This is a genomic window from Vibrio hangzhouensis, from assembly GCF_900107935.1.
GTDB lineage: Bacteria > Pseudomonadota > Gammaproteobacteria > Enterobacterales > Vibrionaceae > Vibrio > Vibrio hangzhouensis.
Genome location: NZ_FNVG01000005.1, coordinates 22262 through 36823, shown reverse-complemented (window position 1 = coordinate 36823; position 14562 = coordinate 22262). Strand labels below are relative to the sequence as shown.

Genomic DNA, 14562 nt, shown 5'->3' with positions numbered 1-14562 from the left:
CGGAACCGTTAGTCAGGCTCTGTCTGTGCGAATAGCGCAAGCAAATAAACGAGGAGATAACATGGGAAGTTTAACTCTACAACAGGCACTCATGATAATTGATGGCACTTTTCAAGCCGGGCTGTCAGACGATTGTGCACCGTTAACCGTTGCGGTGCTCGATAATGGGGGAAAACTGATTTCATTGCAGCGCCAGGACGGTTCAAGCATGATGCGCCCCGACATTGCGATTGCCAAAGCATGGGGCGCGCTCGCGCTAGGTTGCTCGTCCAGAAAACTGGCTCAGGATGCCGACTCCCGCCCAGCCTTCATCTCCGCTGTGAATGTACTTGCGCATGGAAACATGGTTCCGGTTCCCGGTGGCCTGCTGATTCGGGATGCAGAACACAACGTGCTGGGCGCAGTCGGTGTCAGTGGAGATCTGTCTGATATTGACGAACGCTGTGCACTGGCGGGCATCAGCACCGCCAATCTATTTAGCGACGAGTTAGCCGCGTAAGTAGTGGTCCTAGGAACTAGGGCCTAGGACCCGAAAGATTATTCATACTGGCTGAGCCAAACCTTGAACAACTGATTCGCCTGTTTCTTTTGTGCTGCAGACAACGATTTAACCAATCCATTCTGCACTTCAACGTGTTCTTCGATCATTTTGTCAATCAATACCAAACCATCTTGTGTTAGCTGTACAGACACACTTCGACGATCTTCTTTGCTGTGCTCTCTGGAAATCAACCCTTTCGACTCGAGCTTGTCGAGGCGATTGGTCATTGCACCTGATGTCAGCATCATCGTATTGATCAGCTCGGAAGGAGTCAGTCGATATGGCTTGCCACTTCGTCTAAGAGTCGCCAACACATCAAATTCGCCCAACTTCAGTTCGTACTTTTTGTGCAGCTCTGCGACTTTTGTTTCCATGTATTTGGCGATACGCATTAAACGCCCCATCATCGCCATAGGCTCTGTATCGAGTTCTGGCTTTTGGTTTGCCCACTGCTCTACTACGCGATCAATCGCATCCATGTCTAAAACATCCCACTATTATTCATCGAGAAAATTTAGCTTAACATAAAGATACTTTACAGGCAGCCAATTTATCAGTAGAGTGTGCGTAAATATCTTAACGTAAAGATAAATGAGATGAACATTTTGCTGGCAATGATCCCCGCCTTTTTCTGGGGAACAACTTATGCCGTGACCAAATTTACACTACCAGACTGGCCGCCCATATTGTTGGGGGCATTGCGAGCCTTGCCTGCTGGATTGATCCTGCTGCTGGTCAAACCGACACTGCCTAAAAAGGGCGAGTGGCAGGTGTTGCTGACTCTGGGGCTGATTAATATTGCCACCTTCTTCGGGCTAATATTCGTGATGGCGCAGACCTTACCGTCCGCCATATCTGGTGTTGGTATGGTTTCGGTTCCAGTGTTTGCGATGCTGTATCAGTGGCTCATTAAGAAGCACCCTCCAAGCTGGACTCAGGCACTCAGTGGACTGGCTCTTGTTCTGCTCGCTTTCGTGCTATTTTCTCCCGGCTCAATCAGTCTGAACCCGGTAGGACTGGCAGCTATGCTCGCAGCTATTATGTGTATTGTGGTCGGTAGTAGCATCACCAAAACGCTAGGCTCACGTATTCACTGGTGGACCATTTTGACCTGGCAGCTGATCTTAGGGGGTGTCATCCTGTCACTCGCCTCCGCCGTACATGCGTCGCTGGTGCCTGAGACTTACCATTCGGTCATCACCGGCTTTGACGCTCGCAACCTGTTCGGATTGATTTGGGTAGTGGGACTTAACACCGCGCTGAGCTACGGCATGTATGTCTGGCTATTACAACGCATGACCGTTGTCGATTTCACATTTGGCGGCATCGCTAATCCAGTGGCCGGAATAGTATGTGGGATGGTGTTACTCGGTGAGTCCTTTACTCAAACTCAGTACACCTTAATGACAGGTATGATCATCACGTCCTTGCTGCCGCAAATGATCATGGCCGTTAAGCAGCACCGTATCACTCGACTGGCTAACCGTTAATCGTGTTGTATCTGATAACCGATTGCTCTTTTTGCTGAAGGTCTGATAGCAACTCGTCTGCAGTCAACTTTTATTGTAACCACCCCCCTTTACAAACTGGCGCAGAAACGTACCATATGCGCCAGTTTTTACCGACAGAGATTGATTGTGAAACGCCTAGTACTTTATGTTTCAGATAAATGCCCACATTGCAAAGACGCGCAGCGTTATTTAGATAGCAAGGGATACAAATATCGCCTTACGAATGCCAAAATGCAGCGTGGCCGTAAAGAACTTGATGCCATTGGTGCGCGCTCGCTACCCGTACTCAAGATTGGTGACCAGTATATGGTTGGCTGGAACCCAAAGAACTTTGAGCGTATGTACAACAGCAAGTAACCCAACGCTTCCTATACTGCTTCCACCGCCAAATGGGCAATGTACAATCGCCGTCGCTCAACTCCTGCGTCTCGCAGGGGTTATCCAGCCTGCTTGATGAACTCTATAAAGGTTCGATCCGCTTTGGACAAGTAACCCTCTTTTCGCCACGCCAGAGCCAGATCGACAAACACAGGCGGATTGAACGAGACTCCCCTCGTTTCCGGCTCATGCTCTGTCACCAGTTCCAGTAACGCTGTAATGGCAAATTCTCTTTTGACAATGGACAAAATCATTGGCAACAAGTTGGTTTCAAATGAAAATTTGGCTTCCATGCCACGCCTTTCACACTCTTCGTCAATGAAGTCACGGTGAAAGTATCCAGGCTTAAACATCACCAATTCCTCATCGAAGAACTCATCAAATGTAAGCGAGTTTTGCTGTGCAAACGGATGATTTTGACTGACCACCGCTACCATCTCAGAGCGATAAATCGGGTCCACTTCAAGATCGTCTGGCACATCGGTATTTCTAATCACTCCAAGGTCAATCTCACCATTGAGCAACATCTTACGAATATCCTGCGTGCCCGCCTCCACCACTGTCATTTTCAGGTTGGGATACGCGCTCTTAAAAGCCATGACAATATCAGGAAAAAAGTAAGATCCCATCATGCTTGGCGTCCCTAAACGCACTTCTCCTTTCAGTAACCCTTTGAGCTCATCGACGGCCAGTGTCGCGTCATCGATTTGTTGCAGGATCTTCTGAGCATGGGGAACCAGCGATCTCCCCTCCTGGGTCAGCATAACCTGCTTGTCTACCCGGGAAAAAAGTTGCACGCCCAACTGTTGCTCAAACTTTTTAATGGAAATGCTGAGTGCTGGCTGGGCAATCGCGACATCTTGCGCGGCTCGGGTAAAGTTCTGGTGTCTGGCCACCGCCAAAAAATGTTTGAGTTGCTTAATATCCATATTAACAAAATATATTGATACGATAGATTTAATATATTTCATTAATCAAAAAGAGAGTGCTAAGTTGATCACAAAGTGAACTGGAACCATCGAGAATGTTATTGTGATAGAGCTGCATACCCAATCATACCGAAACCTGACCTTTGCCCTGGCGCTGGGGTCATTTTTGGTGTTCTGCAACCTCTACGTATTTCAGCCCATACTGCCGCAACTGGCGCAACATTTTCAAGTATCTGAAATCGAGATTAACTGGGTTTTCGCTGCCTCTACTCTGGCGTTATCAGTTTGCCTGGTTCCCTGGGCCATTACCTCCGAAAGTTTGGGTCGGCGATTTGTAATGCTCACCGGATTGGCCGCCATTCCCGTGATTGGTTATATGATGTTATTGACCGAAAGCCTGCCGACCATTGTTTTTTTGCGCGCTTGTATGGGGGTGGCATTGGCGGCATTTGCCTCTGTTGCGGTAGCCTATATGGTGGAAGAGTTATCCAGCGAAGCATTCACACGCGCCATTGGGGGCTATATTGCCGCGAACTCGTTGGGTGGAATTGCCGGAAGAGTGGCTGGCGGTGTACTTACAGGCCATTTCGACTGGCAAACAGCGGTATTCGCTATTTCCAGCTTTACCTTGCTCGGTGTTGCCATCGTCGCACTGCTACTGCCAAAACAGCAGCATTTTAAGCCAACACGCGGGCTGTTTTTCCACCATAACCGAGCACTTGTCACACACTTATCGACCCCCATAGTCTGGGTGGCCATGATCATTGGTGGCGTTAACTTTGCCCTGTTTGTAAACCTCTATTCGGTCATGGGTTTTCGCCTGGTCGCGGCACCTCATAACCTGCCCGTCGCATTGACATCTCTGATATTTCTTTGTTATCTGGCGGGGACACTAACTTCAAAATGGACCGGTAAGTGGCGCGCCCATTACTCCCCTATAACTGGGATGGTGCTCGGCACCGTACTGAGCATGACGGGGATGTTGGTGGCAATTATCGAATCGGTCCCGGCCATGTTGCTCGGCCTGTTGCTCATCAGCGGTGGTGCATTCTTCACACACACTCTCGCCTACGCATGGGTGAGTCAAAAGGCCACCAGCGCGAAGGCAACGGCAACAGCCTTATATCTGGTCCACTATTACGTAGGAGGCAGCTTAGGAGGCTTCTTCCTGCTCTATTGCTGGCAGCATGGCAAGTGGCTCTCCGTAGTTGAGGGCGGTATGGTGCTGTACCTGGCCTTATTCGCGCTGTGTTGGAAACTGAATCAGCTTAACAAGCACATGGGCCCACAACCGATCTTGCTCAAAGACTAAAGATTCGCGATTCTCGTCAGGGCATCATATAATTGCCACAATATTATGAGTGGTAAAAGATGCTATGTCGTTACGTGAAGAAGTAGTAAAGATTGAACAACAAGTACAGCAATGGCTAAAAGAGGTAGTGATTGGACTTAATCTGTGTCCTTTCGCAGCCAAACCCGAGCGCAATAAGCAAATCAAAACCTTTGTCAGCCTTGCGGATAAAGAAGAAGGTTTGCTGGAAGATATTCTTGGCGAACTGATGCTGCTTGAACAGACCGATGCCAAAGACCTCGAAACCACCTTGGTAGTCGTGCCAAACATGCTTCAGGACTTTATGGACTACAACTTCTTCATTGATTGGGTCGAAGCCCTGATCAAGCAAAACGACTGGGAAGGGATCTATCAGGTGGCAACATTCCACCCAGATTACTGTTTTGGTGGTGCAGAACCGGAAGATCCAGAAAACCTGACCAACCGCTCACCCTACCCCATCTTCCACCTCATACGTGAAGAGAGCATGGAGCGTGTCCTCAAACATTACCCAAATCCTGAAGCAATTCCGGATACAAATATTGAGCGGGTAAGTTCGCTTAACGAAACAGAAAGAAAGCGTTTGTTTCCATACCTGTTCAGTAGCTGAACAATTCAAGATCGATCGCCTTCAACTTAACATTGCGATTTTAGAGATATAAACCGAGATAGAGAGGTGGTAATTTCGCGCCAGGCATCAAAAGAGATTACCCCCATGAAACCTTGGTTTAAATTTATTCCATTGATTATGCTTGTGACTTACTTCGTAACCTACGACATCATGGATCAAATGAGTCACGACAGCGTTGAGCAAACCAGCGCACAAGTCGCATCAAACAATTAAAAAAAGGGCCCGCTTATGCGGGCTCTTTCTTTTAGCTGTAATGCGCACTGTGCTCCTACTCGCGCTTCAATCAACCAGTCAGCCTTGTGATAACACTACTGGAAATTTCAGCGTTACTTAGGGCCTTGTGGCCATTGGATATAGGGCCCGTTGGGTTGTTCCCCGGGTGCTACATAGTCAGGAACACGATTTTCAATCACAGGAAGCTGCGCAATGTACGCATAAACAGCGCTCAGATCCTCTTCGGTCATCCGATTAAGAACCCACCAGGGCATCGGTGGCCGCGTCTTAAGGGTCTTAGCTTTGTCTATCCATTCCTGTTTAGATAAGTTATTCATATAAGTACGTAAGTTGACTGGATACGTGGTGCCCCATCCCCCCCGGAAACCGAGAGCGTCACCTAACAACCATTGCTCTTCAGGTACAGTGCCACCACTTGGCGCATAGCCTGTCGTATGGCAATCATTACAGCCGCCAATTTCTATAAGATACTTACCTCTCATGACGTCTGAGTCACTGGCCATCGCTGCGCTCGAACAAAGCACAATGCTCGTTACAACCGCAGGTCGTAACTGTAACCATTTGAAACTTGAGAATATCATGTCGACTCCTATGTTCTTACTTTATAAGAAGATAATTTGCAGACTCGTTCGTTTGTTCTTGCCTCTTACATCGTAGTTCTCGGCGGTTCATGTTCCCGTCGCTAAGCTAAATAGCAAGCATTCAAAAGTGATCTATAGCACAATAATTTGGTGCTTGAATGCCAAATTGTCGTTATCAACGATTTCCCAAAAACCGTTACCCTGACGAAAGTGAGCACCGCCAGGAACGCGTACTTCACTGAAAGCAAACAACTAAATCACCTAAGTTGAATTCACGACACGCTGCAGAAGATCTCCTTTTCCAAGGAGATGACGGTGTTTTGGGGTTTATCCGTTCATGTCACAAGCCGCTAGACGTTGACCACCATACTGCCATCGTCAGCCTGATAGCGTGCCCATAGTTCCGGGAGGTTCTCTTTGTTGAGCTCTATCCCTTTTTCCTTTAGGAACTCTTCGTTGTATAGCTTTGAGTAGGAACGTTCGGCAAGATCACAACTGAAAGTGACAATGGTTTTTCCCTTACCCATTCTGGCGGCGGCGTATAACGCCCCAGCCACATTCAATGACGAACTGCTTCCCAAGAGAATGCCGTCACGCTGTGCAACAATGCGAGATATTGTCACCAAATCCTGATCGGGCAGTGTGATTGCGTGATTGACTTTCGCCTGCCTGAAGTTTTCAACCATTCGCATAATACCTATCCCTTCGGTAAACGAACTTCCTTTTGATTGATAGCTTCCGTTTTTCAGAAAAGAATAGATACCGGATCCGTCAGGGTCGACCAACCAGGTTTTTAAGTTCGGCTGTTGCTCCGATAGGTAGTGGGAGTTTCCCGCGATGGTCCCGCCCGTGCCTGCTACCGTAACCAAAGCATCGATCTTTCCCTCGGTTTGCTGCCAGATCTCCGGCCCGGTATGTAAATAATGCGCTCGGTAGTTACTCAGATTTTCAAACTGATCCGCCCACCAGTAGTCCTCGTGCTCGACACCAAGTCGCTTAGCGGTGTGATAAAAGTGATCCGGATTTGCAAAGGGGCAAGGGTCGACCAGCAACAGTTCAGCACCATAAAGGGAGATCATACGCTCCTTCTCCTGAGCCTGCCCTTTTGGCATCACCACCAACATTTTGTAGCCAAGGGAGTTCGCTACGAGTGCCAGACCAATTCCGGTATTTCCTGCGGTTCCTTCGACGATTGTCATTCCTGGCCTGAGCTTGCCTGCCTCTATTGCATCTTTGACAAGCTGCAACGCCGCTCTGTCTTTGATTGAACCTCCTGGGTTTTGATGTTCGCACTTAAGAAGAATGTCACAGCCCGATATTTCTGAAAGACTATTGATTCTGACAAGGTCGGTATGGCCAATAAGTTCAGTGACATTGTTTGCGATAGGGGCGATTGACATAGCGGCTCCACTTTTTTGTTAATCAATTGGTATAAGCATCAATTGGATAGATGACATTCATAAGCGTAGCTCTGCGGTATGTTTAGTCAAGATGTGTGAAAGTTGAAAAGACTCTCATTTTCAAAATAACAATTATAATTAAAAATGATCGATTCGATTGAGGGTAAACAAGATGTTTTTGAAAGATAGAAAAAGCGGCGATCTGGTCGACGTTATTGAAATGACGACATTGACCAACTTGTTTCGGGATAGTGTCGAGGGTCGACTCCAGGCTGGAGAAGAGCAGCAAGACCCTCAGATGTTTAAAAAATCCGAACTCGTCTTTATGTCAGGTGAAGAACTTCCGCGCTGCTGGACAGACCCAAATTACCGCTCTAAGACCAAATAACCTGAAGATAATCCCGCGTTGACGTGGTGCTGAAACCCTTTTAGTAATAGCCTGAAAGGCCACCAACATTACCGATTGGTGGCCTTTTTTCTTGGCCTAGAACTGAGGGTGTGGAAAGTCATGCCGTTTGAATTGGGATGTGTTTCTTCAGTACCGCCCTTCTCACCCTTACAATTTCCCTCTTCTCTGTTCCATGAGCCACTGATAAACTCAACAAATAGCAAACCCACAAAGCATTCATAAGACGAATTCAAATGTTCTCTCTCGTCATCTATTCCAATACAGGCGCTTCTGGCATCGTTCTGGCTCAACACCCATCAAAGTCTCAAACACCATTGCTCTCTCAATGGGAAGCCATTCCACCCGCACAGGGAGTGACAGGACATTTTTTAGTTTTAAGGCGGGGTGAAGAGCATTTGGACAGCAAATTTATCCGCTATACTCATGTCTGCCAGTTGCTAGAATTGTGGGGTGAGTTTGACCAGTTCTATCAGGAACTACCTTGTGGAAAGTGATCGCTCTGGATGTTAAAAGGCCACCCCGAAAGGTGGCCTTTAAATACGACGACTCGGGACCCTAATCCGAAACGTCGTTTTCCAAAAAGTACGTGTACTTTCTGAAAACTTTGCTCAATCTATGTTGGCAAGAAACCCTGCATAGATTAAGAGCGCTAATTTTATTCACTTTGCTTTGACATTTCTAAGCTTTTCTTCCTAGTTGTCGCGCCTTTGCACTGCGTAATAGGTATAGTGCCAATTAATTTGCCGTCAACGTAACATGGGACATTCGGTGTACCACCAGAAGTCGATCCTGCATTAACAGCTGATACGATTGCCATGGAGAAACATAATGCGAACATTCTTTTGACTGTTCTCATATAACCTCCTGAATTGTAAAGATGTTATCTTTCAAGTCCAAAAAACACAATACTATTTTCGTAAATTGAAATGACAACAATATTGTAGTTCAACTTCAGCTAGCCATCGAATGGACCGTTTGGTAGGATCAAAGCACTATTTCTGGATGAAAATAATCAATGAAACTGACAAAACTCACTCAGGAGATCTTTGATCACCTGTACCGCGACATTACTGAATTCCGTACTACGTTTGACCTACCTGTAAATAACCCAGCTTCACTGGATGATGCGGCAGATACGCTTCACAGCTCGCTGGCTATCGAAGAAATGACGGAACTTGCAGAGGCCGACTGCAAAGAAGAACAAGCTGACGCAATCATCGACTCTGTCTATGTTCTTATGGGTCGTCTTGTTCATCTGGGTGACAGCAAAGTTGAAGACAATGTGGCGATTAGCTACCTTATCGAACTGCTGCTGCATGTGGCTGTTAACCGCGATATCGATTTTATTCAGTGCTGGGACGAAATCCACTCAAGCAATATGAGTAAAGTTTGCCGTAATGAGCAAGAATACAATGAAACCGAAGCGCATTACGCCAAACAAGGCATCAAGCTGATGGCGGTACAAAAAGGTGAGTACATTATCGCAAAATGTGCTGAAGACTTTGTCTCTGAAGCCAAAACGATTCGTCAAGGCAAGGTACTCAAGTCGGTCTACTACCGACCAGCGGATCTCACACCGTTAGTTTAGTAGCAAAACGGCCTCTGTTGAGGCCGTTTTCTTTTGATACGAGAGTGCATCTGATATCTAATCTTCAAACACCAAATATTCACGCTCCTGAATCTGAACCTTTTGCACCGCCGTCTTGTACACCGCGCTGATGTTATCCGAAGTCAGCACCTCGCTCGCTTGTCCCGATGCTTTCAGCACGCCATTGGCCAGCAATACAACAAAATCCGCATTGCGTAGTGTGACGTTAAGGTCATGATTCGCAGCCAATATTGTCGTGCCTTGTGCCTTTACTATGTCAATTAGCCTGTGCAGGTACTTGGTTTGTCCAATATCCAGTGGGGCTGAAGGCTCGTCTAGAATCAAATACTGCGCAAGTGGGTTAATCGGTTTCCAAATCTGAAGACAACAGGCTGCCAGTCGAACTCTTTGCCACTCTCCTCCTGAAAGATGATGAACCGTACGAGTGAGCATATGAGTGAGATTCAGCAGCTCGACAATATCGGCGACTGCCTTATCCACATTCGGACCGTTACTATCACTGTTGGCTGGAATAGAGAGGGACAAGAATTGATATACTGGCATATTGAAGGCCGGCTTGGCAGACTGACTCAAATAAGCACGTGTCAGGGCGACATCGGGTAGTGACAACGACGCCAGCTCGTCCTTATTGACCATGACACTTCCCTGATATTCCAGCACACCGGCGATGGCTGCCAACAAGGTACTTTTGCCGCTCCCATTTGGTCCAATGACGTGCGTGAGTTTACCTGGGGGAAACTTGGCAGAGAGCGGCAACAGACGAGTGCCTACCGAAAGATTATGAACCTGTATCATGACTTTTCACCAACATCCAGATAAAGATAGGAGCCCCTATCGTCGTTGTCATCACACCTACCGGTAACTCAGCAGAGTCCAGAACCAGTCTGGCAAGAATATCGGATACGACCAATAGAGTGGCGCCCGTCACTGCGGACAGGGGCAGTAAATAGCGATTTTCTGTACCAAAGGCTAATCGAAGAAGATGAGGTACAACCAATCCAACAAAGCTAATAACACCACCCAACGCCACTGAGCCTCCTACCAGCAGCGAGACGGCCAGTATGAGCTGCCAGCGAATTCGGTTAACGTCTACTCCTAGTTGCTTTGCATGCACCTCACCGACCATCAGCTTATCGAGCACAGTGCCTTTGAAACACAACCAGACTGCCACAGGAATCATTAGCAAAGTGAGCACATGCTGGTACCAACTCACCCCGCCGACACTGCCCATCAGCCAATACATTAATTGGCGAATACTAAGATCATCACTGAAGTAGAACGCCCATGTGACAACGGCCCCGGAAAGAATACCCAGAGCGACGCCCACCAGTAATAACCGCGTGGTGGTCAGTCTCATTACCTTAGCCATACTTACAAGCAGCAGCGTAAAGCACAGAGCACCAGCGACGCCTGCGAGCATGAAACCAAAGGGGGTTGCGGCGGCGGGCACGGCGAACAACACCACCACCATTCCGAGACCGGCACCACCTGATATCCCCAATACACCCGGCTCCGCAAGTACATTACCCAGCAGCACTTGCAAAGACGCGCCAGAGAGCGCTAACGCCGCGCCAATGGCAGCGGCCGCCAGCAAGCGCGGCAATCGCAAATCATAAAGTAAACGCGATTCGAGAGCAGTTTGTGGCGCAAACGGATTAATGAAAAGCTCGCCAACAGAGAGGTGAAGCAGAGCACAACCGAATAAGACGCCAATCATCGCAAAGATTAACTTGCGCCAGCGCCTTTGGTTTTGAGTCAGTAACTGATTGAATTCCATCTGAGAAGCATAACAGCGGCATCAAATAACGCCACTGTTTTTCGATCAATCGTAGACCAGTTGGTCATCCTCATAGCGGGTTGCCACTTTAACCACCATCAAAGCTGCTCTCTGGCCAATGGCCACTTTTCGGTTTGGAAACACCACCGCTTCGTGATCATTCTTTGCCATTAGCGGTTTGTCACCATCATGTCCAAAGACTTCACCATGTTTAAACTCGGTAAAGTTTTCAACGTCATCATCAAAAAGGAAATCGAAGTCGTCATGGTGACGAACGATGGTGCGAGAAACACGGTAGATGGTAGGCTGTTTGGCAAGGTGTTCTGGGACTTCTTCAGCGATTAGATCACGCGTTGCTATGTCAAATGCTAGCAACTTGTCGAGGTCGTTGTCGCCAATGCGCGCGACTCTGCCCAATTCCATCGTCAACGCCTGTGCACCATAATTCTCGGCAGAGAACCAACTGAACGTACTTGAAGGCGCATTGGAAAGTAACACCGCATCCATATGCGCACTGGCTACATAATCGAACAACGCTTTGCTTCTTACGGCATGACGCGAGCGCGGGCTGACAACAAATGAATAGTGCTTAGACTCACGAATGGCACAATGCAGATCCAGATGCCAGCGGTTCGCCTCTTCCGTCCCCTGATAGAATGCTTCAACAAGCGACTTCAGGTGTTTGGCTATCGCGACTTCACGACTCACAGCATGATCTTTGCTGCCAAAAAGCCGGTTGAGATTCTCGTCAATGAAACGGGTGTGACGATTTGTCGCCTCTGGATGGGCGATAATAAACAGACAACGCGCCTTGAGTTTGAGAAAACCAGACTCAATGTCGTCGACCATTTTGCTCACCAGTTCCATAGGTGCGGTTTCATCACCGTGAATACCGCAGGAAATTATGATGTGCTTACTGTCTTCGTCCAAATGACTAGGGGTGACTTCCAGTACCCCTCGGTAACTTAAATCCATCTTCACTCCATCCGGAGTGACTTGTGACTGTGCAGTGAACTCAGTTTCGGTTTCTAATGTATCTTTCAGAAATGACTGGCGAAAAAGCGATTTCGTCATGCGCTGCTCCCTATCTAACAGCGGTATGTTAATGAAACATCCAACAAAATTATACGGATATGATCGCGTTTATCGAAGTAAGTCTCGTAACTTTAAGACTAAAACGCCATTTTGCTGAAAAATTCCCCAGTTTACTAAGCATGTGGTGACATAACCACAAAATCACCACACACTTTCACAAGCTTCTATTAACGGCCCAGACTGTCCAGAAGTTCAGCAAATTGGTTCACCTTAACCTCAAGTCGCGCCATACTTTCTTGCCAGAATGTAACCTGAGTCAGATCTTTCCCCATATGCTTATCCACCACGTCTTCTGCGAGATACGAACCCGTATCTCTTAGCAAAGCCACATAGTCTGGATAGAATGTCTCTCCTTTCGTTGTACGTTGAGCATAGACACCCTGACTAAACAAATAGCCAAACAGGTAGGGATAATTGTAAAAACTGAGCTCTGAAATACTAAAGTGAAGCTTGCTGGCCCAGAAATACGGGTCCGTCCCCTCCATCGAGTCTCCATACCATGCCTGCCACGTCTCCGACATCAATTCACACAATTGGTTTGCATCAAGCTCGCTTTTCTGGCGAGCTTGATAGAAGGCTTTCTCAAATTCGAACCGCACTGGGATATTGATCGTTAGTGCGTAGGCAGAAGACAACTCTTCCCACAACATTTCCAATTTTTGTTCTGCCGACTGTGCCTGATCAAGCAAGTAATCACGAACGATGTTCTCTGCAAAAATCGATGCGGTTTCGGCAAGTGTCATCGGGTAGTGAGTGCGACATAGTGGCAGATCGCGCATCACCCAGTTATGGAAGGCATGACCAAGCTCATGAGCCAGAGTAAGCAAATCGGAACGACTGCCGCCCCATGTCATGAAGACCAGTGGCGTGCGCGTTGCGGCAAGTTTGGTGCAATATGCACCCAAACGGCGGTTTTCTGAAGGCTCAGCATCAATCCAACCATTATCGACCATAGTTTGTACAAACTCAGCCATCTCCGGGTCAACCTGTGCAAACGCCGACTTGATAACCTCGATACCTTCATCAAATGTGTATACGTGCGCATCGCCAGTACTGAGTGGTGGCATAGCGGCGAGATGATTCCAGGGCTTCATGGCTTCCATCCCGTGTACCCTAGCCATCAACTTACCCGCTTTCTGTCCGATGGACTTGTTTTCCGCAGCCACCGACATCATAGCATCCAAGGTTTCTCGCTGAATGCGGTTCTCTCTGAGGCTAGGATCAAGAAAATGCTCTGGACTGGTCAGTGAGCGCTTCTTGCCCTCATTGTGACGCCAGCCCGCCAGCGCATTAACGATAGCAGAGAAAGACGTTTCATTACTCTTCATGGCAGACTGAATTCCTTTCCAGGCCGCCTCCTGCTTCTCAAACTCACCACCGTACAGAAGACTTGCAGCTGTCGAGAAACCCACGGTTTCAGTGCCCTGCGCTGTGTTTATTTCGATATTTAACGAACCGGTAATGTTGTCATACAGGCGTCCCCAGGCATCACGTCCATCTACTTGCATCGCAGACAACAATTGTTCTTCCTCGATACTCAGTTGTGTCTGGGCTTTGCGCTGCAATAACTCTATCTGGAAGCCTTGTCCAGAGACCGTTGGATTATCATGATCGAGCACCTGCTCAATGAAGCGGACATCCGCCAGAGCCAGTGTGTTTTCGTACGGGGTAAACGCCTGCTCAAGCTCTGAATTGAGTTGAGCAATACGTCCAATTAACTGTTTGGCTTGCGTGTTCAATGCATTAGTTGACGCGTAGCAGTTTGCCAGAGTGTTCACGGTTGCTAACAGAGTCCCTGCCGCTTCCATTGTTTGAATCGCATTCTGCATAGCAACCACGTACTCTCGCTCTTCATGATGGCTGTTCAGTAGTTCAATCGAACGCTCTATCAGGGCGATATCTTGTTCAACTTTCGGGTCATTGAGGTTTTGGTAGGCAATGGATAAATCCCAAACGGCTTTTTTCATCGATACACATCCAGTTGGTTTATTTGAAGTGAAATGGTTGCCGTCGAAACGATAATTTCACTGCACTTCCTGTACTTATTGTTGCGAGATCAGCCTAAGCTGATGTCATTCATCTCCATATCATACCGTATATTATGAAAATCAACATGTTGCTTGACGGTCACTTTTCC

General features: G+C 47.7%; 17 protein-coding genes. 9 read left to right on the top strand and 8 right to left on the bottom strand.

The features are described 5' to 3' along the window. Positions 1-61: 61 nt before the first annotated feature. On the top strand, positions 62-499 hold the full coding sequence (locus C4S60_RS06590; protein WP_103879552.1) for a GlcG/HbpS family heme-binding protein: 438 nt from the start codon (positions 62-64) through the stop codon (positions 497-499). A gap of 38 nt (positions 500-537) precedes the next feature. On the opposite strand, the gene C4S60_RS06585 is transcribed toward C4S60_RS06590, so the two are convergent. Continuing rightward, positions 538-1020 carry a MarR family winged helix-turn-helix transcriptional regulator gene (locus C4S60_RS06585; protein WP_103879551.1) on the bottom strand — a complete coding sequence of 161 codons (483 nt, stop codon included), beginning with the start codon at positions 1018-1020 and terminating at the stop codon, positions 538-540. Positions 1021-1137: 117 nt separating this feature from the next. Between C4S60_RS06585 and C4S60_RS06580 the strand changes: the two genes are divergently transcribed. After that, complete coding sequence (locus C4S60_RS06580; RefSeq protein ID WP_103879550.1) at positions 1138-2031, top strand: DMT family transporter; 894 nt, start codon at positions 1138-1140, stop codon at positions 2029-2031. Positions 2032-2178: 147 nt separating this feature from the next. Beyond that, positions 2179-2409, top strand: a complete 231-nt coding sequence (locus C4S60_RS06575) for a glutaredoxin family protein (RefSeq protein WP_103879549.1) — start codon at positions 2179-2181, stop codon at positions 2407-2409. 80 nt (positions 2410-2489) lie between these two features. Here the strand turns inward: C4S60_RS06575 and C4S60_RS06570 are convergent, their stop codons facing one another. Further along, positions 2490-3359 (bottom strand): LysR family transcriptional regulator, encoded by an 870-nt coding sequence (locus C4S60_RS06570; RefSeq protein WP_103879755.1) that lies wholly within the window; start codon positions 3357-3359, stop codon positions 2490-2492. A gap of 103 nt (positions 3360-3462) precedes the next feature. Here C4S60_RS06570 and C4S60_RS06565 point away from each other — a divergent pair, with 103 nt between their 5' ends. From C4S60_RS06565 to C4S60_RS23865, 3 genes are all read left to right on the top strand, one after another. Continuing rightward, positions 3463-4671 (top strand): MFS transporter, encoded by a 1209-nt coding sequence (locus C4S60_RS06565; protein ID WP_103879548.1) that lies wholly within the window; start codon positions 3463-3465, stop codon positions 4669-4671. 64 nt (positions 4672-4735) lie between these two features. Beyond that, positions 4736-5299, top strand: a complete 564-nt coding sequence (locus C4S60_RS06560) for a DUF1415 domain-containing protein (RefSeq protein ID WP_103879547.1) — start codon at positions 4736-4738, stop codon at positions 5297-5299. A gap of 105 nt (positions 5300-5404) precedes the next feature. Then, positions 5405-5533: a hypothetical protein gene (locus C4S60_RS23865; protein ID WP_261314705.1), complete on the top strand. Its 129-nt coding sequence runs from the start codon at positions 5405-5407 to the stop codon at positions 5531-5533. 113 nt (positions 5534-5646) lie between these two features. On the opposite strand, the gene C4S60_RS06555 is transcribed toward C4S60_RS23865, so the two are convergent. Continuing rightward, complete coding sequence (locus C4S60_RS06555) at positions 5647-6135, bottom strand: c-type cytochrome (protein WP_244183036.1); 489 nt, start codon at positions 6133-6135, stop codon at positions 5647-5649. 350 nt (positions 6136-6485) lie between these two features. Then, positions 6486-7535, bottom strand: coding sequence for a cysteine synthase A (locus tag C4S60_RS06550; RefSeq protein ID WP_103879546.1), 1050 nt, complete (start codon positions 7533-7535; stop codon positions 6486-6488). 172 nt (positions 7536-7707) lie between these two features. Here C4S60_RS06550 and C4S60_RS06545 point away from each other — a divergent pair, with 172 nt between their 5' ends. The 3 genes from C4S60_RS06545 to C4S60_RS06535 all read left to right on the top strand — a co-directional run bounded on the left by C4S60_RS06545 (position 7708) and on the right by C4S60_RS06535 (position 9532). After that, positions 7708-7923, top strand: coding sequence for an acetyltransferase (locus tag C4S60_RS06545; RefSeq protein WP_103879545.1), 216 nt, complete (start codon positions 7708-7710; stop codon positions 7921-7923). 254 nt (positions 7924-8177) lie between these two features. Further along, complete coding sequence (locus C4S60_RS06540) at positions 8178-8438, top strand: hypothetical protein (protein WP_103879544.1); 261 nt, start codon at positions 8178-8180, stop codon at positions 8436-8438. Between the two features lie 521 nt (positions 8439-8959). After that, positions 8960-9532, top strand: coding sequence for a nucleoside triphosphate pyrophosphohydrolase family protein (locus C4S60_RS06535; protein WP_103879543.1), 573 nt, complete (start codon positions 8960-8962; stop codon positions 9530-9532). Positions 9533-9589: 57 nt separating this feature from the next. Here C4S60_RS06535 and btuD read toward each other — a convergent pair whose 3' ends face one another. The 4 genes from btuD to C4S60_RS06515 all read right to left on the bottom strand — a co-directional run bounded on the left by btuD (position 9590) and on the right by C4S60_RS06515 (position 14392). After that, positions 9590-10348 (bottom strand): vitamin B12 ABC transporter ATP-binding protein BtuD, encoded by a 759-nt coding sequence (gene btuD / locus C4S60_RS06530; RefSeq protein WP_103879542.1) that lies wholly within the window; start codon positions 10346-10348, stop codon positions 9590-9592. Next, positions 10332-11330 carry a vitamin B12 ABC transporter permease BtuC gene (gene btuC, locus C4S60_RS06525; protein ID WP_103879541.1) on the bottom strand — a complete coding sequence of 333 codons (999 nt, stop codon included), beginning with the start codon at positions 11328-11330 and terminating at the stop codon, positions 10332-10334. The genes btuD and btuC overlap by 17 nt, the downstream gene beginning before the upstream one ends. 45 nt (positions 11331-11375) lie before the next feature. After that, the gene (locus tag C4S60_RS06520; protein WP_103879540.1) at positions 11376-12404 is read right to left on the bottom strand and encodes a succinylglutamate desuccinylase; all 1029 of its coding nucleotides are present in this window, start codon (positions 12402-12404) and stop codon (positions 11376-11378) included. 188 nt (positions 12405-12592) lie between these two features. Beyond that, positions 12593-14392: a M3 family oligoendopeptidase gene (locus C4S60_RS06515; RefSeq protein WP_103879539.1), complete on the bottom strand. Its 1800-nt coding sequence runs from the start codon at positions 14390-14392 to the stop codon at positions 12593-12595. Positions 14393-14562 lie beyond the last annotated feature (170 nt).